This is a genomic window from Pseudomonas sp. NBRC 111139 (assembly GCF_001753955.1).
Classification (GTDB): domain Bacteria; phylum Pseudomonadota; class Gammaproteobacteria; order Pseudomonadales; family Pseudomonadaceae; genus Aquipseudomonas; species Aquipseudomonas alloputida.
The window spans coordinates 53,743-72,920 of record NZ_BCBP01000029.1; the positions used below are offsets into that span (position 1 = coordinate 53,743).

15 protein-coding genes are annotated in these 19,178 nt (G+C 57.7%); 6 read left to right on the top strand and 9 right to left on the bottom strand.

Features of this window, described 5'->3' with window-relative positions:
• Window positions 1-82: 82 nt before the first annotated feature.
• The 3 genes from BJQ17_RS11170 to BJQ17_RS11180 are packed head-to-tail and all read right to left on the bottom strand — an operon-like array spanning window position 83 to window position 5,800.
• Window positions 83-1,516 carry an efflux transporter outer membrane subunit gene (locus BJQ17_RS11170; RefSeq protein WP_014861895.1) on the bottom strand — a complete coding sequence of 478 codons (1,434 nt, stop codon included), beginning with the start codon at window positions 1,514-1,516 and terminating at the stop codon, window positions 83-85.
• A gap of 1 nt (window position 1,517) precedes the next feature.
• Window positions 1,518-4,727: an efflux RND transporter permease subunit gene (locus tag BJQ17_RS11175; protein ID WP_070096059.1), complete on the bottom strand. Its 3,210-nt coding sequence runs from the start codon at window positions 4,725-4,727 to the stop codon at window positions 1,518-1,520.
• Window positions 4,724-5,800, bottom strand: coding sequence for an efflux RND transporter periplasmic adaptor subunit (locus BJQ17_RS11180; protein ID WP_004577548.1), 1,077 nt, complete (start codon window positions 5,798-5,800; stop codon window positions 4,724-4,726). The genes BJQ17_RS11175 and BJQ17_RS11180 overlap by 4 nt, the downstream gene beginning before the upstream one ends.
• 652 nt (window positions 5,801-6,452) lie before the next feature.
• On the opposite strand from BJQ17_RS11180, the gene BJQ17_RS11185 reads away from it, so the two are divergent.
• Window positions 6,453-8,132, top strand: a complete 1,680-nt coding sequence (locus BJQ17_RS11185; RefSeq protein WP_070096060.1) for a SulP family inorganic anion transporter — start codon at window positions 6,453-6,455, stop codon at window positions 8,130-8,132.
• Window positions 8,133-8,158: 26 nt separating this feature from the next.
• Here the strand turns inward: BJQ17_RS11185 and BJQ17_RS11190 are convergent, their stop codons facing one another.
• Both BJQ17_RS11190 and BJQ17_RS11195 read right to left on the bottom strand, forming a co-directional pair.
• The gene (locus tag BJQ17_RS11190; RefSeq protein WP_004374840.1) at window positions 8,159-8,602 is read right to left on the bottom strand and encodes a potassium channel family protein; all 444 of its coding nucleotides are present in this window, start codon (window positions 8,600-8,602) and stop codon (window positions 8,159-8,161) included.
• A 391-nt stretch (window positions 8,603-8,993) separates the two neighbouring features.
• Entirely contained in the window at window positions 8,994-9,902 is a 909-nt protein-coding gene (locus BJQ17_RS11195) for a LysR family transcriptional regulator (protein WP_019751499.1), read from the bottom strand.
• Between the two features lie 103 nt (window positions 9,903-10,005).
• Between BJQ17_RS11195 and BJQ17_RS11200 the strand changes: the two genes are divergently transcribed.
• Window positions 10,006-10,758, top strand: a complete 753-nt coding sequence (locus BJQ17_RS11200) for an SDR family NAD(P)-dependent oxidoreductase (RefSeq protein WP_004577545.1) — start codon at window positions 10,006-10,008, stop codon at window positions 10,756-10,758.
• Between the two features lie 318 nt (window positions 10,759-11,076).
• Here BJQ17_RS11200 and BJQ17_RS11205 read toward each other — a convergent pair whose 3' ends face one another.
• The 3 genes from BJQ17_RS11205 to BJQ17_RS11215 form a co-directional block, all read right to left on the bottom strand.
• Window positions 11,077-12,513, bottom strand: coding sequence for a sodium:alanine symporter family protein (locus tag BJQ17_RS11205; RefSeq protein WP_070096061.1), 1,437 nt, complete (start codon window positions 12,511-12,513; stop codon window positions 11,077-11,079).
• Window positions 12,514-12,596: 83 nt separating this feature from the next.
• Window positions 12,597-13,406: an alpha/beta fold hydrolase gene (locus BJQ17_RS11210; protein WP_070096062.1), complete on the bottom strand. Its 810-nt coding sequence runs from the start codon at window positions 13,404-13,406 to the stop codon at window positions 12,597-12,599.
• Between the two features lie 90 nt (window positions 13,407-13,496).
• Window positions 13,497-14,393, bottom strand: a complete 897-nt coding sequence (locus tag BJQ17_RS11215; protein WP_064614608.1) for a LysR family transcriptional regulator — start codon at window positions 14,391-14,393, stop codon at window positions 13,497-13,499.
• A 107-nt stretch (window positions 14,394-14,500) separates the two neighbouring features.
• Here BJQ17_RS11215 and BJQ17_RS11220 point away from each other — a divergent pair, with 107 nt between their 5' ends.
• The 4 genes from BJQ17_RS11220 to BJQ17_RS11235 are packed head-to-tail and all read left to right on the top strand — an operon-like array spanning window position 14,501 to window position 17,661.
• Window positions 14,501-15,163: an RraA family protein gene (locus BJQ17_RS11220; RefSeq protein WP_060545574.1), complete on the top strand. Its 663-nt coding sequence runs from the start codon at window positions 14,501-14,503 to the stop codon at window positions 15,161-15,163.
• A 1-nt stretch (window position 15,164) separates the two neighbouring features.
• On the top strand, window positions 15,165-15,830 hold the full coding sequence (locus tag BJQ17_RS11225) for an RraA family protein (RefSeq protein WP_060545572.1): 666 nt from the start codon (window positions 15,165-15,167) through the stop codon (window positions 15,828-15,830).
• Window positions 15,827-16,456 carry an RraA family protein gene (locus BJQ17_RS11230; protein WP_060545570.1) on the top strand — a complete coding sequence of 210 codons (630 nt, stop codon included), beginning with the start codon at window positions 15,827-15,829 and terminating at the stop codon, window positions 16,454-16,456. The genes BJQ17_RS11225 and BJQ17_RS11230 overlap by 4 nt, the downstream gene beginning before the upstream one ends.
• Window positions 16,453-17,661: a pyridoxal phosphate-dependent aminotransferase gene (locus tag BJQ17_RS11235; protein ID WP_060545568.1), complete on the top strand. Its 1,209-nt coding sequence runs from the start codon at window positions 16,453-16,455 to the stop codon at window positions 17,659-17,661. Before BJQ17_RS11230 ends, BJQ17_RS11235 begins: the two co-directional genes overlap by 4 nt.
• A gap of 207 nt (window positions 17,662-17,868) precedes the next feature.
• Here the strand turns inward: BJQ17_RS11235 and BJQ17_RS11240 are convergent, their stop codons facing one another.
• Window positions 17,869-19,167 (bottom strand): dicarboxylate/amino acid:cation symporter, encoded by a 1,299-nt coding sequence (locus BJQ17_RS11240; protein ID WP_070096063.1) that lies wholly within the window; start codon window positions 19,165-19,167, stop codon window positions 17,869-17,871.
• Window positions 19,168-19,178: the final 11 nt, after the last annotated feature.

The following is a 19,178-nucleotide window of genomic DNA, read 5'->3' on the forward strand; positions in this document are numbered from 1 at the left end:
TAACCTCGAGAGGGCCAAGGTACAGCTACCGCTGGCGTTGGCACGGCTAAACCGGTCTGCCGGCACGGTGTCTCCATCATGCTCATGGTCGCTTTTGATTGGCAGTTGCTGTCAGTTTGTCCGCCTCGGTCACCCAGCCACCACCAGTCGCCTTGTACAGATCAATCATGTTGGTGAACACCGAACCGCGGGTGCGGGTGTAATCCAATTCGGCGTCGAACAGGCTGCGCTCGGCGTCCAGCACCTCGATGTAGCTGGTATAGCCGTTGTCGTAGCGCAACCGTGCGTAATGGGCATAAGTGCTCAGTGCCTCGACTTGCCTGGCTTGGTAGGCCATCCGTTCTCTGGATTTGCTCGATGCGACCAAGGCATTTTCCACGTCCCTGAACGCCGATTGAATCGACTGTTGGTAAATTTGCAGCGCCTGTTTCTGGATGGCTTCAGCTTGCTGCACCTGCCCGGCAATACCGCCGGCTGTGAAGATTGGCATGCTTACCGCCACACCATAGGACCAGGTGGAAGCGGGTCCAGTGAACAGGTTCGACAGTTGGTTACTGGCGGAACCTAACAGGCCGGTCAGGGAAATAGTCGGGAAGTATTGAGCCTTGGCAGCGCCGATCTGTGCATTGGCCGATATCAGATTCAGTTCTGCCTGACGCAAGTCCGGTCGCCGTTCAAGCAAGTCTGATGGTAAGCCGGCCGGCACCGTTGGCAGATTCAGTTGGGCCAGGTCACGGCCGCGGATGATTGGCCCAGGGTTACGCCCAAGCAGCACGGCCAAGGCGTTTTCCTGTTGCGCGACCAGGGGTTGGAGTTGCGCAACTGACGCCTGGGTGCGCTCGAGTTCGGATTGATTCTGTGCCAGTTCCATTTCGGAAATGGTGCCGGCACCGTAGCGCAGTTTGAATATTTCGTAGGACTCACTGCGAGCCTTGGCGGTCGTGCGGGCGATTTCCAGTTCCCGGTCGAGGTCACGCAGGGTCACGTAGCTCGACGCAACCGAAGCGACCAGACTCAAGATCACGCTTCGACGGCCTTCTTCCGAGGCCAGCAAATCGGCACGGGCGGATTCATCCAGGCGGCGCAACCGGCCCCAGATATCCAGCTCCCAGTTCACACTGAGAATGGCCTGGTAGTTGTTGAACACCGGGTCCACCGATGGGTCCAGCGAGACCGGACCGGTGTCACGCGGCGAACGGGAGCGCTGCCCTTGGGCGCCCAGACCGACTTGTGGAAACAAGAGGGAACGGGTCTGGCCGTAACGGCCCTGGAATTCTTCGACCCGCGCGGCGGCAATCTTGATGTCCTTGTTTTCGAGCAGCGCCGTGCGGATCAGTTCATTCAGGACCGGGTCGTGGAACTGCTCCCACCACAGCGTATTCGACAGGTCTTTTGCTTCCTTGTCCGCATAACGGTAGGCAGCGGGGGTGTCGATTTTCGGGGGCTGGTAGTCTGGCCCCACCATGCAACCCGCCAGGCTCAGGCACAACATCAGCGGGATAGGAGGCTTACGCATCTCAATCCCCCTCATGTCGGTTTTGTGCCGCGCCGTCGGGAATCGTCGGAGCCTGCGTCGAAGCAGTTGGCTTGGCGGCTGTTTGGGCGTTGTCCTTTTCCCCGAACATTCGCTCCACCAGGTAATAGAACAGAGGGATGAAGAAGATCGCGATCACCGTCGCCGCCAGCATGCCACCAATTACCCCGGTACCAATGGAGTGACGGCTATTCTCCGAGGCGCCGACGGCAATGGCCAGAGGCACGCAGCCGAGGATGAACGCCAGGGACGTCATTACGATAGGGCGCAGACGTTCTTTTGCTGCGGTCATCGCGGCATCGTAGGTCGACATGCCGGTTTCCCGGTTCAATACCGCAAATTCGAAAATCAGAATGGCGTTTTTGGCGGCCAGCGCCACCAGCATGGTCAAGCCGATCTGGAAATAGACGTCGTTGCTCAAGCCCCGAAGCAGGACGGCGAGCAGGGCGCCGAACAAGGCAAAGGGTACGGCCAGTAGCACACCCACGGGCAGTGACCACTTTTCGTACTGAGCCGCGAGGATCAGGAACACCATCACCAGACCGAAGATGAATACCTGGGAGGAGGCACCTCCGCTCTTTTTTTCCTCGAATGCCTCGCCACTCAATGCCAGCGCATAGTCATTGGTCATGATCTCCGCGCCGATTTCCTCCAGAGCCTTGAGTGCCTGGCCTGAACTGTAGCCTGGCGCCGGGTTCGCTGTGAGTTTGACCGCGGGGAAGTTGTTAAAACGTGTTAGCAGGTCGGGACCGGTGACGTAGCGGGTGGTCAGCAAGGCCTTGAGCGGCACCATGTCGAGGTTTTTGCTGCGCACAAAGATCTGCTGCAGGTCCTCGGCCTTCAAGCGATAGGCCGGTTCGGCCTGCAGAATCACCTGCCACAGGCGACTGAACTTGTTGAATTGCGAGACGTAGAGCGAGCCGAACATGGTCTGCATGGCGCTGTAGACATCTTCGACCGGTACGCCCAGGGATTCCGCTTTCTCGCGATCGACGTCGACCATCAATTGACGGGAAAACACGTTGAAGGTGGAGGTGATGACGCCCAGCTCCGGACGTGTCTTGGCTTTCGCCACCAGATTGGCGACCAGTTCCGCCAGTTGGTCGACATTGCCGTCGCCCTTGCTTTGAACCCAGACTTCCATGCCTCCGGTGGTACCCAGGCCGGGAATGGACGGTGGGTTGACCGGCAAGATGATCCCTCCCTGAACCGTGGAAAACGCCCGCGTGGCCTTCTGGATCACTGCGGGGGCGCTTTGTGCCTTGATGGTTTCGGAGTCCTTGTAACGCCCCTCGAAATCCTTGAAGCCGACAAAAAACGCACCGGCATTGTTCTTGTTCTGGCCGTCGAGCAGGCTGTAGCCGTTCACAATCGCGACACCTTCGACGGCCTCATCTTTCATGAAGAAGTCACTGGCCAATTTGCCGACCTCGGCGGTGCGATCCAGGCTGGCAGCGTCGGGCATGATCACCGCGCCAAGCAGGTAGCCCTGGTCTTCCGGTGGCAGGAACGCGCTGGGGATGCGCTCGGCCATCAACAGGATCAGCACGATCATGCCGGCAAAGAGTAGCAATGCCAGCACGAAGCGCTTGATCATGAACGCCACCGAGCGTGAATAGCCCTCGGTCAAGCGCTCGAAATTGCGTTCGAACCAGCGGAAAAAGGCGTTCTTGTCACCGTGCTGCGGTTTGAGCAGCAGGGAGGCCAGGGCGGGGGACAAGGTCAGGGCGACCAGCCCGGAAATCACTACAGATATGGCGATGGTGATCGCGAACTGCTTGTAGAGTTGACCGGTGATGCCGCCCATGAAGGCCACCGGAATGAACACCGCGCACAGTACCAGGACGATGGCCACCACCGGGCCTGCCACTTCATCCATCGCCCGTTTTGCCGCGTCCTTGGGCGTCATTTTGTGCACCTGCATATTGCGTTCGACGTTTTCGATCACCACGATCGCGTCATCCACCACAATACCGATGGCCAACACCATGCCAAACAGCGTCAGCATGTTCACCGAAAACCCGAGGGCGGACATGCCGATGAACGTGCCGACGATCGACACCGGCACTGCGAGCACCGGAATGAGCGTGGCCCGCAGGCTCTGCAGGAAGATGTAGACCACGATAACCACCAGTACCAGGGCTTCGAAGAAGGTGTGGATTACCTCGGAAATCGAAGCTCGGGTAAAGGCCGTGGTGTCCATCACGATCTTGTACTCGATGCCCTCGGGAAACGTGGCCTTCATGTCCGAGAGGGTGTTGGTCACTGCTGCGGAAACATCCAGGGCATTGGCGCCGGGTTGCTGGTACACGGAAATCAGCGTCGCCGGCCGGCCCTGGTAGGTGCTGCGCAAGGAATAGTCTTTTTGCCCCAGCTCGGCGCGTCCAACGTCTTTGAGTCGAACAACCGCCGCGCCGTTGTTGCTGGCACGCAAGATGATGTTCTCGAATTCCGAAGGCTCGGTCAGGCGTCCCTTGGTGGTCACGGCAAACGACTGCTCCACCGGTTGCCCCGTAGGCGACTGGCCGACCCTGCCTACGGCGAACTGCTGGTTCTGATTGGCGACGGCTTTCTGTACATCGGCGGCGGTGATGCCCAGCTGGGCCATACGGTCAGGCTTTAGCCAGATCCGCATGGCGTAGTCTGGCGTGCCGAAGATACTGGCCTGGTTCGCCCCTGGAATCCGCTTGATCGCATCGAGGATGTAAAGGTTGGCGTAGTTGGCGACATAGGTGCTGTCGTAGCGGTCGCCGGCGGAATACACCGCAAGCACCATCATGAAGGCCGAGGATTTTTTCTGTACCTGGATGCCCTGGCTCTGCACGGCGGAGGGCAGTTGCGGCAGGGCCAGGTTGACTCGGTTCTGCACGTCGACTTGCGCCAACGAAGGGTCGGTGCCTATTTCGAAAAAAACATTGAGGGTCATGTTGCCCGTCGCGGAGCTCGACGAGTTCATGTAGATCATGTTGTCGGCGCCATTGACCTGCTGTTCGATGGACGCGGCCACGTTATTGGCCACGACTTGCGCATCGGCACCGGGGTACGTCGCGGCCACCGTAATCTGCGGCGGCGTTATATCCGGGTACTGCGCAACAGGGAGCTTGAGCATGGCTACTGCACCGGCCAGGGTGATGATGATGGAGATCACCGAAGCGAAGATCGGCCGGTCAATGCAATAGTGGGAAATGCTCATTGGCTTTTCCCCCCATCGGCTTTTGCGGTTTGCCCATCGGCTGAGCTTGTTGACGAGGCGCCAGGTATATCGACGATCTTCAATGGCCCGTCTGGCGTGACCCTGATCGCGCCATCGACCACGATGCGCTCGCCGACCCGTAGCCCCTTGTTGATGAACCAGTTGTCACCTTGCCAGTCACCCACTTCAACCACGCGTTGCTCAGGTTTTCCCTCGGCATTGAGGACCCACACGAAGTGACTCTTGGAACCTTCCAGCACGGCTTTTTGCGGCACAAGAATGGCATTGGGTCGCGTAGCGCCTTTGGCCAGGGCTCTCACAAACTGACCCGGACGCAGCAAGCCATCGGGGTTGGCGAGCACTGCCCGAACCAGGAAGGTGCCAGTATCCTGACTGTAGGAAGGTGCCAGAAAATTCACCTTGCCAGTGTTGGGCGCCACGGTGCCGTCAGCCAATACCACTTCAACGATAAAATCACTACGCGGTGGAAAAATGAGATGGCCGGCGGCTATCTCGTCGCGGTATTTCAGCGTCTCGTTTTCCGAGAGGCTGAAGTTCACGTACATCGGGTCCATCTGTGACACCGAAGTCAATAACCCCGACTCACCTGGCGTCACATAACTGCCATCCTGTTTTTTGGCATAGCTCGACAGTCCGGCAAGGGGTGAGCTGATGGTGGTGTAGCTGAGGTTCAACTGCGCGGTACGCACAGTACCCTCTGCGGCCAATACGGCGGCATGGGTCTCACGTTCGTTGCCCACCGCATTGTCAAGGTCCATCTTGCTGACCGCATTCTGCGCCGCCAGCGGCCGTACCCGCGCCAACGTGGACTTGGCTACCTCCCAGCGAGCTTGTTGCTGGGCCAGTTGGCCTTGGGCCGACAACAGCGCGGCCTCAAACGGTTTGCGGTCCATCTGGAACAGCGTTTGTCCGGCTTTGACCAAATCGCCTTCGGTGTACAGCCGCTTATCAAGGAAACCGGCCACGCGTGCACGGATTTCCACCTCGCGGGAACTTTGGGTCTGGGCAACGAATTCGAAAGTCACTGGCGTGTCGCGGGCGGTGACCGTCATCACAGTGACTTCAGGCGGGTTATGCGCAGGGGAGACGGGTTCTTTGCCGCAGCCGGCAACCAGACTTAAGGCGCCTAGGACAATGGCGATGGGCAAACCGACAGGCTGTCTGACAACATTAATGTTCCAGCGCATACCCTTCTCCGTGAAGCAAACTTGAACAGATGCATAGCCCGTCTCTTGTCATAACGCTAGCACCCGCAGAGGGTGGCACTTCTGACAAAAATCAAGTTGCAGCACGAGGTAACCGTGAGCGCCCTGGATGAGTACAGACCAGAATGACGCATGCGATGGCTATGCGTTTATTGGGAATATTTGATATTTCTCAAGTCTCTAGCACTTATCCGGCAGAAACTTCGATGCATCTGCGGTCAATAAATACTCCGCCTTGGTGGGCAACCCGTAATATTACGAAAATTCTTCGGCGGCGTTACAAGGCTGTCGTTAATAGTCAACAGAATCAAAGCGCCCTTCGGCGTGAAGGTTTTTATTCGTAATCGGCATATCCGAAGAGAGAAAACGTGAAGGTTGGCCGCGAGATTGAGCTGATCAAGGGTGACTTTAAAATGAGCTTGCGGGTCAGCTCCGTGTCAGCGCGAATGCCGAGAGTCTTTGCGCGTAACAGGCAATAGAACCCATCAGGAGCGGCCGTGTGAAACTTCATCTGAAAGCCTCAAGCACGGCCCACTCTGACACGGCGTCACTTCGCCTCAATGTCGTTTCAGGGCTCACGGCCTCTGCAGTCGTACTACCCAAGGCAATGGCCTACGCGACTGTCGCCGGCTTGCCTGTTGCCGTCGGTTTGTATACGGCCTTCGTCCCAATGTTGATTTACGCATTCCTGGGCACGTCGCGAGTGCTTAGCGTCAGCTCCTCCGCCACGCTGGCGATTCTGGCCGGTGCGCAGATCGGTCTGGCAGTACCCGATGGTGACCCCGGGAAGCTGATCACGGCCACGGCAACACTGACCGCAATGGTGGGCACCATGCTGCTGTTGGCGCGGCTGATACGCCTGGGTTTTCTCGCGAACTTCATTTCCTCCCCGGTGTTGAGCGGCTTCAAAGCAGGTGTCGGCCTTGTGATCGTGTTGGATCAGGTACCAAAACTTCTCGGCATCCACATCGCCAAACAGGGCTTTTTTCTCGATCTCCTCAACATTGTGCATCACGTACCCGGGAGCTCTCTGATCACGATCGCGGTCGCTGCAGCGGCGTTCCTGATCCTCATCGCAATGGAACGCGTGTGGCCACATTCGCCAGCACCACTTGTTGTGGTGGCAGGGAGTATCGCCGCCTCGTGGTACTTCGGCCTGCAGGCGCTCGGCGTTTCGACTGTCGGCTTGATTCCAGCAGGGTTACCCCCAATCACACTGCCCGAACTCACATTGGTTGAACAAATGATACCGGGTGCGCTCGGGATCGCGCTGATGAGCTTTACCGAAACGATTGCAGCAGGTCGTGCCTTTGTCCGGCCAGGCGATCCCCCGATCAATGCAAACCGCGAGTTGGTTGCTACCGGCCTGGGTAACCTCGGGGGCGCACTGCTGGGGGCGATGCCCGCCGGTGGAGGTACTTCGCAGACGGCGGTTGTCCGTGCCACCGGAGGCCACTCTCAAGCGGTCTCGATTGTCACTGCCGGCATGGCTTTCGCCACGATGCTGCTGCTTTCGGGGCTTCTCGGGTATCTGCCTCACGCTACATTGGCGGCCATCGTCATCTACTACTCGGTCGGGCTGATTCAACCCCGGGAATTCCTGGCTATTCGCAAGGTGCGCCCGATGGAGTTCCACTGGGCGCTCGTAGCGACGTTTGGTGTGCTGTTGTTTGGCACGCTGCAGGGCATCACGGTGGCAATCGTCGTATCGTTGGTCAGTCTGGCCTATCAGACGGCTCGTCCGCATGTGTACGTCCTGGGTCGCAAGCGCGGTACCGACGTGCTTCGGCCTTTATCGGAGGACCACCCAGATGATGAGACTTTCCCGGGGCTGTTGATCGTGCGGCCGGAGGGACGTCTGTTCTTCCTTAACGCGGACTATGTCAAGGAGCAGATCATCGCGCTGGAAGCGCTGTACCATCCACATGTGGTGGTCTGGGACATGAGTGCCGTTCCCGACATCGAATACTCGGCACTGCAAGCTCTGATTGAAGGCGAAAAACACTTGGGCGAACTCGGTGCCAGTCTCTGGCTGGCGGGGTTGAACCCTGGTGTACTTGAAATGGTACGGCGTGCTGGGTTCGACGAAAAACTAGGGAGCGAGCGTATGCTGTTCAACGCTCATGCTGCGATCCTGCACTATCAGGATCAGGACGCCACGCCGTTGACGGCGTCGTAGTCATGAAGTCCTGGTAGCGCAATACTTCAGGTTTTTTCGCCGCGGTCCTTGTCGGCATGGGTCATTTGGTAGATATGATTGACCTCGGCGAAGAACACACCCGTGGATAAGCCGCACATGATGATACCCGTCAACCCTTCAATCAGCCCGAATAGGCGCCAGGGTTTCACCAGCACCACGTCACCGTAGCCGATGGTCGCGTAGGTTACTCCAGAGAAGTAAAGCGCCGTTTCGAAATCAGGCAGAGATCCCTGCCACACATAGAATGTCGCCCAAATCGAGACAGCGATCAAATGCAGCATGATCATGTAGCAGACAACCCAAACCAACCGCGCGCTGATGGCGCCTAGTTGCCGTAGGGGAACATTGTTTCTGCGGGACAGAAACTTTAGCATCAAGGCCAGACCGACGGCATGCACAACCACGGTAATGGCTGCCAGCCCCCACGCGAAAAAGATGCTTGAATACATCAGTGCTCCTTCCGGGTTTCCGCGTGACGGTTGCCATCATTGCCCCTTCTTTCCTCGCGCGCTCCCAAGGGAGGTTCTTCGGCTGTTTAGTGGGGGCCAAACTGTGTTTCTCGAGGTCGAGCTTCTGTGTACGCTCCGATGTCCTTTGGTAAAGAGTCTCGACGAATGTAGGTAGACGGACTTGATAAATATCAAGCACCTCCCTCGAGCTCGCGCGGGCGGGGTTTACGTACAAACTGTCCTGATGCGGGGCATTGATATTTGTCGGTAGGAAAACGGGATTGAAATCCACGTCATTCCGCCGCTGTGGGTGAAAACTTCAGGAGGGCCAGGAGGTAAGACGCCATGTCCTCCCGCGACTAACATACTCCCTGCGCCAGCTTGGCGCTGATTACCTCCAGGCTGGGCTTGAAAGGTGCTCCGCGAAGAAGTCGGAAAGGGCCTGAACTTTTCTCGGCCGTGCACGGGCTGATGGCGTCACGAAATACAGACCGCCCTGCGTCATGCGCCACTCAGGCAAGATGTGCTGTAGACGTCCATCGGCGAGATATTCGGCGGCGATGAACTCCGGAAGCTCAGCGATTGCAACCCCCGCCAGCAAAGGTGCGACTAATGCATCCGAGTTGGTGACGCGCAGGGGGCCGCGCGGGGCCACATCTTGCTCGCTGCCATTATCGTGAGTGAAACGCCACACCTGGCTCCGTGCTCGATAGGCGTAGCTCATACACGCATGAGCGGCCAAGTCGCGGGGATGAGATGGATGGCCACGCCGGGCCAGATATGACGGGGCTGCTACGAGGAATTGGGTCACCGAGCAAATTCGGCGAGCCACCAGGGAGGAATCGGGGAGGGCCGCGATCCGCAATGCCGCATCGAAACCATCGGCCACCAGGTCAACTGTCGAATCAGATAGGTGTAGATCAAGCTCTAGCTCTGGATAGAGCGTCAGCAACGCTGGGAGTAACGGCGCGACCCAGCGCAAGCCGAACGACATGGGCACAGCCAGCCGCACCAACCCGCGTGGTTGAACCGACAGCTCTTGGGCTTCGCTTTCCATTTCTTCAGCCTGGCGATACAACGCACTGGCCTGGTCAACCATACGTTGACCAAACTCGGTCACAGAGAGTTGACGTGACGTTCGGTTGAACAAGCGACCACCCAGGCGCTCCTCCAAGCGCGCAACCGCCCGCGATACCGTGGGAACCGACACACCCATTGCCCTGGCGGCGGCCGCGTAAGAGCCTTCCTCCGCCACCTTGGCGAACATGGCAAGCCCTTCAAAATCCGGAATTCTTGACATTTCAATTCTGCAATAATGACTTTCAAATGATTCTATTTTGAAATTCTCTAGAGGTCGATACGCTTCTCCCACACCAAATCGCAATCTCGACGGGAGAAACACCATGAGCAAGAAACTGGAAGGTAAAGTCGCACTGGTCACTGGCGGAAGCACTGGCATCGGTTTGGCCACGGCCAAACGCTTCGCTGAAGAGGGCGCTCACGTCTACATCACCGGTCGCCGTCAAGCTGAATTGGACAAGGCGGTGGAACTGGTTGGCAACGCCACCGGTATTGCCGTTGACTCCACGAAGCTCGAGCAGCTCGATACGCTGTATGCCCGCATTAACCAAAACCATGGTCGGCTCGACGTGCTGTTTGTCAACGCCGGCGGCGGCTCCATGCTGTCTTTGGGTGAGATCACCGAAGCTCATTACGACGATACATTCGATCGCAACGTGAAAGGCGTGTTGTTCACGGTTCAGAAGGCGCTGCCGCTACTGGCGCCGAAAGCGTCGATCATTCTGACCGGCTCCACGGCCGGTAGCTCGGGCACTGCGGCATTCAGTGTGTACTCCGCGTCTAAGGCGGCTGTTCGGGCCTTTGCACGGAGCTGGATTCTGGATTTGAAAGATCGCGCTGTCAGGGTCAACACCCTCAGCCCGGGCGCAACGCGTACGCCCGGCCTGGTCGACCTGGCTGGCCCAGATACAACACAACAGCAAGGCTTGCTCGACTACCTGGCTTCGCAGGTGCCAATGGGGCGGGTGGGTGAGCCCATCGAGATTGCCAATGCAGCCGTGTTCCTTGCCAGTGAAGACTCAAGCTTCGTGAACGGGGCTGAATTGTTCGTAGACGGTGGCCAGGCACAGATCTAAGGAAACATTTTTTGCTGTTGTTGACTGCGCATGGGGTAGCAGGTATCCCGCAGACACGCTTGGGAATGGACACCGACTTCGACAATCAAGTGGCAAGCCAATGTGTCCGCAGATAGTTGGCCACGCTGATCGGACAAATCACAAGGGGTTCGTAGAGACCTGTCATGCGGCCCAGGCCCAGATTGATCTCCTCAATACCCCTGATTGTTTCTGAAATTTTTAGTGGTTACGTCGGAGTGCAGATATTCCCCCCCGGCAAAGCATACCTGCGAAGCAGGCAACGGGGCCATGTAACGGGCCCCGTCGCCACAGCCGGATTTAGCGGTGGCTAACCACAACCGCTGGGTTATCTAAGGGCGTTGGGGGTTGTTGAGCCCAGATACCCTGGTCGATATTCACATCCTGAAAGGCACTGGCGGTCAGGACGGGTTCGGTAACACCCGCTTTACGTTGCTTGTCGTAGTCTGCGAGCAGCCTCAGGCCAACCTTGCACAGCAGCGTCAGGGCGACCAGGTTTACCAAGGCGGAAAGGGTCATGGTGATGTCGGCAAACGCGAATACGGTTGATAGGTCTTCCATCGAGCCCCAGAGGATGAGTGCTAGCACGACTGCGCGGTAGGCTAGAAGGACCTTGCGGCTTTCACCAAGGATAAACTTCAGGTTGTTCTCGCCGAGGTAGTAGTTGTAGAGGATCGAGGTAAACACGAACAATGCCAGTGCAGCGCTAATGAAAATGCGCCCCCAGTCGCCCACAACCGCAGCGAGTGAGTTCTGGGTCAGAACCAGACCGTCACCGGCAAAGCCGGCGGTGTAGAAGCCGGACAACAGGATCAGCAGAGCAGTGCAGGTACAAATGACGAACGTGTCGAAGAACACGCTAAACGCCTGTACCACACCTTGAGAAATTGGATGCCTGACCTCAGCCACTGCCGCGACATTGGGAGCACTGCCCAGGCCGGCTTCATTGGCGAACACGCCTCGTTTGACTCCCATTACGATGGCGCTGCCAATGAGGCCGCCGAATGCCTGGTCCAGGCCGAAGGCGCTTTTGATGATGGTCAGCAGCATCATTGGCACGTGATCGAACTGCAAAACAATCACGTAGAGCGTTACCGCTACGTAGGCTAGCGTCTTCACCGGTACCAGCAGGTCTGCCACCTTCGCGATACGCTTGATGCCGCCTACAAATACCAGCCCCAGCACGACCGCCAGGACGATGCCCGAATGGGTAGGCTCGATGCCGAAGGCATTTTGCAGGGAGTGGGTTACAGCATGCGATTGCAGACCGTTGAATGAAAAGCCAAAGGTGACGGTGAGCAAGATTGCCATCAGTACGCCGAGCCACCGCTTGTTCAACCCGTATTCAATGTAGAAGGACGGTCCGCCGTAGAATTGGCCGCTGGCATCTTTACGCTTGTACAACTGGGCCAAGCTACATTCCATCAGCGTGGTCGCCATGCCAACCAGAGCGGTGACCCACATCCAGAAGACAGCACCCGGACCACCCATTGTTACAGCGACTCCAACGCCGGCAATATTGCCTGCACCTACCCGACCCGCGAGGCTTAACATGAGCGCTTGAAACGAGCTAATTTGCGCTGAACTGCTGGTGAGGCTGTCTTTGAAAACTTTAAACATGTGCAGGAAATACCGAAGCTGCACAAAGCGTGTCTTGAGGGTGAAATAAGTGCCTAGTCCGACGACCAGGACGATGAGCAGCTTTCCCGAAAGAAAACCGTTGATGGCTTCGAGCATGGCGCAACCTCATTGTTATTTTTACTGGGGGAGTGCGAGCTTCACGCGGCCGACTCAGCCGCGTGTTTAAAGATATGATTCGCTCAGGCGCGGTCTTGCAAAGCCTTGATGTGCTTCCACATCAGGGCGGGATTCGAATACATCGGAAAATGACCGCAATCAGGGATGCACGCCAGTTCCACGCCTTGTGCTGCGATATGGTCAAGGTACGACAGGTGTGAGTTGGTGACTCCATACATGTATTGGCGCGGGAAGGGCAGTGCGAGGAACTTGTCCATCAACTTGGCGTTGTCGGACAAATCCACCATGGATTCGAAAATGCCACGCACCGCGCCGGTCCGTACTTTATGCGCAAGGCTGGCCGCATAGAGTGCACTTGCAGGATCCGAAGCCAGCCGAGTGCGATCGATAAAGTCACGGAAGAAGCCCACGTCGTCATCACGGTTATGATCATGGATCTGTCGACTGAGGAAGCAATCCTCAGGTGCAATGTTGCCTTCGATATCAACGAAACTTTTAACGCGATCAGGCTCCTCGTGAGCCAATACCAAGCCGGTAAGTCCCCCCATGGAATGGCCTACCAGATGGAACTTGTCGATTCCGAAATGCGTGAGCACGGCTTGCGCGGTTTTCACCAGGAATGCGATGTTGATGCGCGAGAGGTCGGCGCACTTCGTTTCACCGCAGCCTGGCGCATCATAGGCAATGAAGGGGTGTCCTTCGAAAGACGCCTGCAGCGTGATATCGGCGTAATCCTCTTTGGTGGAACCGAAACCGTGAAGGAACAGGATGGGCGTTTTTGGCCCGGTGCGGTGTATCACCGCCACATCGAGCTGTACACCATCGATGTTCAGTGGGACTTTCTCGTACGTGAAGCGAGCTGCATGGGACACGGATACAAACTCCTATAACAGAGTCCCCAATGTTGAACTCGCAAAATGATTTGTAAAATACGAAGCCACGAAGCCTGTCATACGCCTGGCCTATGACAGCAAATCTTTTGCATGGTCGATCATTGCCTCTACCAGCGGATTTTTGTGCTCGTTATGCCAGGCCATGGCCGTGATCACCACTTTCACTTCGGGATGCAGGGGGCGGATAAGGACGTTCTCCGGCGCGAGTTTACCCATAGACGTCGGTACCAATGCGATGCCCTGTCCGCAACTGACAAAGGCGACTTGTGACGATACGGACCGCACCTGGTGGACGATGCGCGGAGCGAAGCCGCTGGCTTTGCACTGCCCAACCAGGTAGTCGAAGTACACAGGACTCACATCCCGTGAAGCCATGACCAGGGTTTCGTCCGCGAGGGCTTGTAGAGAGATTGACTCCTTGGCAGCCAAGGGATGGTCTTTGGGTAGCGCTACAGCCAGCCTATCTTCGGACAACGGCAAGGATTGAATATGTCGACCGAGATTCCCTTCCAGGCGTGCGAATGCAATGTCGATATCACCCGCCTCCAGTGCGGGTATGGCTTCCGCGCTATCTATCTCCCGAACCGATACCGTAATCAACGGATGGTTCTGTTTGAAGCGCTCGATCAGCGGGGGTAGCACGTCGATCATCGCCGATGTAATGGCTCCGATGGTCACCACGCCGGCATGGCCTGCGACGGCTTCGTGAACCGCCAACTCTAGTCGCTCCAGTTGATCAGCGAATTTCCGGACCGCGGGAAGAATCGCGGCGCCGACGGCAGTCAGCTGTGCTCCGCGGCGAGAACGGGTAAAAAGTTGAACGCGTAGCGACTGTTCGAGCGCCTGGATCTGCTCGGTCAACGGGGGTTGCGACATACCCAGCCGCTTGGCCGCGCGACTGAAATTTTGGTCTTCTGCCACAGCCAGGAACAGCCAAAGGTGGCGTATCAAGCGAAAGTTGATCACGGCGCTTTTCCATAGGTTTAGGATATAACAAGCTTAGCTTCTTCGTAATATACGTATCAAATCTCGGCGCCGATACTCAAGCCTCACCTACAAGAGGCCTGCAACAGATGAGCTTGAAAGCCCCGCTTGAACGCCTGGCCGCGCTCGATACCAACACAGTGTCGGACGCGCTGGACTTCCTCGAACTGCCTGGCGCCACTAACGGCCTGATGCCGCTCTGGAACTGCCCCAAAATTGTCGGCCGGGCAAGCACCGTGCAACTGGGGCCCAAGCAAGACGTGGCGCCCACGGTTCACCTTATTACCCCGGTGGTAGAACGAGTCACTACCGACGACCGCGTGCTGGTGATTGCAGGGGGCGTCGACGGTATCTCCAGCTGGGGCGACATCCTGGCCAACGCGGCCCAGCGCAAAGGCATCCGTGGGTCGATCATTGATGGCTTCAGCCGCGACATCCGCGGCAGCGCCGATATCGGTTACCCGGTCTTCGGTCGCGGCGTGACCATGATCAGCGCGCGCAACCGGCTCATCCAGATCGACGCGGCCGTCAAAGTTCGCATGGCTGGTATTGAAGTTGATGAGGGTGACTATGTGATCGCCGACGAATGCGGCACCGTTTTCGTGCCGGCCAATGCCATCGAGGAAGTGCTTGATTTGGCCGAGCGTATAGACCGCCGCCAAGCCGGCATGGTCGACGCTGTCCGTGCCGGTCGCTCGGTCGAAGAAGTCATGCATGACACGCAATTCGAAGCCCTCAAGGTGGAGCACTGACATGAGCCTTTCTGATAAAGACCTGGTTGCCTTGTTTGAAGGCTTGGATACCCCGGGTGTATCTGACGCGATGGACAAGCTGGGCCTTCCAGGCCAGGCCTTCGGTATCGCACCGCTGGCAAACTACAGCCAGGTTGTGGTCGGCCCAGCCTTCACTGTTCAGTACGTCAGTGCGAGCACACCGCCCGGCACTGTCGGTGACTTCATTGATGAAGTAGCACCAGGCGATGTGGTGGTCATCGCCAATGAGGGCCGTACCGATTGCACGGTGTGGGGCGACATCATGACCCAGTACGCACTGGCCCGGGGTATTGCCGGCACGGTCATTGACGGAGTCTGCCGCGATGTGAACAAGGCACTGGGCGAAGGCTACCCGCTGTTCAGCAAAGGCCGTTTCATGCGTACCGGCAAGGACCGCGTGGAAGTCGTGGCTGTAAACCAGCCGGTGTCGGTTGGCCAAGCTCGAGTTTGCGCCCGCGACATCGTTGTCGCTGACGCCAATGGTGTCGTCATCGTTCCGCGCAATCGTGCGCAGGAAGTCGCTGAAACGGCACGTCGTATCGAACATGTCGAAGCACAGATCCGCGAAGAGATCGCTACCGGCAAAAGCCTCAAAGAAGCGCGTGCCGCCCTCGGTTACCACTCCCTGCAGAGCAAACAGCCATGAGCCTTCCACACGATTATCAGAACATTGTAAAGGTCCTCGGTAGTTCCACCCTTTATGAGGCCTCTGGGCTCCCGTCTGCAGTCGACCGCGAGATTCGCGCTGTCTGGAAGGGCGCCTTCATTGCCGCACCCGCTTACCCGCTGCAGTGTTCGCCTGGTGACAACCTGGGCTTGCACTTGGCCGTGGCCAAAGCGCCGCGCGGTAGCGTCCTGGTCTGTGATTGCGCCGACTTCATTGCTGGCTACTGGGGGGAAGTGCTCACGGTGGCGGCGCAAGCCGCAGGCATTGTCGGTTTGGTAATCAATGGCGGCGTACGCGACATCGCCGCGCTTGAAGCGCATGGCTTCCCGGTGTTCGCGCGGGGTATCTCGGTCAAAGGGACCGTCAAGGCGACCACGCCTTCAGTAGGCAAACCGTTCGACTTCAGCGGTGCACAAGTAAGCGCCGGCGATCTGGTTGTCGCGGATGAGGACGGCGTGATCATCATCCCGGCGGATGCAGTCGAACGCACGCTACGCGAAGGCCAGAAACGTGCGGACAAAGAGGCATTGTTCATGGCCAAGCTGCGCGAGGGTCACACCACCATGGACCTGATGGGCCTTACTCACCCGGAGGAACACGCGTGAGCCTGGAAACGCTGAACCGTCGCTTGGAGGCTGCCAAGCCTTCGGCAACCTACAAGATCATCGACCGCGTGGCTGCGCGACGCGCAGAAGGGGCGAAGATCATTTCGCTTTGCGCGGGTGAGCCTGACTTCGATACGCCGGAGCACATCCGTACCGCAGCCATCAGTGCAATCAACAATGGTCATACTCGTTACACCCAGGTGGCTGGCCTTCGTGCGTTGCGAGAAGCCATCGCGCGTAAATACCAGCGTGAAAATGGTCTCGACGTCAGCTGGCAGGACACGCTGGTTTGCAGCGGCGGCAAGCAAGTCATCTTCAATGCCCTGGCCGCAACCCTCAACGAAGGCGACGAAGTTGTGATCCCCGCGCCGTACTGGGTCAGCTATCCAGAAATGGTTGAGCTGTGTGGTGGCGAGTCGCGCATTGTTGCCTGCGGCGCCGAGTCGAGCTTCAAGTTGACCCCGCACGCACTGGCCGAAGCCATCGGCCCGAACACCCGCTGGCTGATCCTGAATTCGCCGTCCAATCCCACGGGCGCCGTGTACGATCGCGACGAACTGCAGGCTCTGGCTGAGGTGTTGCTGGCCCATCCTCAGGTTCTGATTCTGGCTGACGACATCTATGAGCACCTGATTTTCGACAACCGTGACTTCCTCACGCTTGCCCAGGTTGAACCACGTCTGGCTGCACGGACGTTGACCATGAACGGCGTGTCGAAGGCCTATGCCATGACGGGTTGGCGAATAGGGTTTGCTACCGGTCCCCGCTGGCTGCTCGAGGCGATGGAGAAGCTTCAGGGGCAGCAGACCTCAGGCGCCTGTTCCATCTCGCAGCACGCAGCAATCGCTGCCCTTGACGGCCCGAAAGACTTCATCGCTCATAGCCGCGAAGTATTCCAGCGGCGTCGCGATTTCATGGTCGAGTTGCTCAACCAGGCGCCGGGCATCAGTTGCGAAGTTCCAGGAGGGGCTTTCTACGCTTTCGCCGACTGTTCAGGATTGATCGGCAAACGTTCTCCCGCCGGTTGTGAGTTGGTCAATGATGAGGCGGTGGCCCTGGCGTTGCTAGAGGAGGCCAACGTTGCAGTCGTTCAGGGCAGTGCTTTTGGTCTTTCAGGCTACCTGCGCATTGCTTACGCGCTCGATGACGATTCGCTGCGTGCGGCGTGTCAGGCCATCCACCGCTTCTGCGAGGATGCGCGATAGCTAGATAACCACACTGAAGCAGAGCAGCGAAAGGCTGCACCTCCTCAATTGCATATCTGCGATACAGGTGGTGCAGCCTTTTTGTCTGGCCGCAATCAATGTCCGCTCTGGACGGGGGCTGCGTGGCGGAATATGCCGGAATCCAGATGCTCGCAGCCCTTCAGCTCACCGTGCGTGGCAGCCTGCTGAAGGGCTGAGAGCAAACTGTTAACCCAGCTCGCGTTTGAGTTGTTCTCTGTCCAGCGCGCCATCCCAGCGTGCAACGAATAGCGTGGCGACGCCGTTGCCGATCACATTAATCAATGCGCCACCTTCCGAAATAAAGCGATAAACCCCAAGTACTAACACCAGTCCGGCAGCGGGAATGACGTCGATTGAACCCAAGGTCGCGGCCAGTGTTATGAATGCACCACCTGTCACACTTGCTGCTCCTTTGGACGTCAGCAGCAGGATCAAAAGCAAGGTCACCTGATGGTAGAGCGACACGTCAATGTCCAACGCCTGGGCGATGAAGATCGCGAGCACCGTCATGTTGATGCAGCTGCCGTCGAGGTTGAAGCAGTAGCCCGATGGTACGACCAGGCCAACAGTGGACTTCTCGCAGCCAAGCCTCTCCAGCTTGCCCATCAGGCGTGGGAGAGCAGACTCCGAGGATGAAGTGCCCAGCACCAGGACCAATTCCTCACGGATATATTTGAGGAATTTCCAGAGGCTGAATCCAGCCAGACGCGCCACGATGTTCAAGACCACGAAGACGAATACCAAGCCCGTGATGTAATAGCACACCAGCAAGTTTACGTAGGCCCCCAGCGACTGGACACCATACTTGCCCACAGTGAATGCCATACCACCAAACGCCCCAAGCGGTGCGAGGTACATGACGATCTTGAGCATCCGGAAGAACGCCTTGGCGATCAGGTCGATGGTGTTCAGCAGCGGTCTCCCGACCTCGCCCAGCAGTTGTAGCCCGAACGCGAACAATACGGAAATGAACAGCACCTGAAGGATGTCACCGTCTGTGAACGCTCCGAATACCGTGCTGGGAATGATATGAGTCAGAAATCCCACAACACTCTGGTCATGAGCCGCCTTGGTGTACCCGGCAATCGCTGATGCATCCAGTGTCGCAGAGTCAATGTGCATGCCAACTCCTGGCTTTAGCAGGTTGACACCGATGAGGCCGACGACTAATGCGATGGTGGTCAGCACCTCGAAATACACCAGGGATTTGAAGCCGATCCGCCCGATGCGCTTGAGGTCTTGCATGCTGGCGATCCCGCTGACCACCGTACAGAAGATGATCGGCGCAATGAGCATTTTGATCAGCTTGATGAACGTATCACCCAGCGGTTTCATCTGCTCACCCAGCCCAGGACTGTAATGCCCGAGAATGACACCCAGGACGATGGCGGCCAGCACCTGAACGTACAGATGGTGATAGAACGGTTTGCGACATGGCAAGGCGACGTCAGCGGTTTCTATCGAAGAGCTAATTGTTTTTGTCATGGCTCTACCTA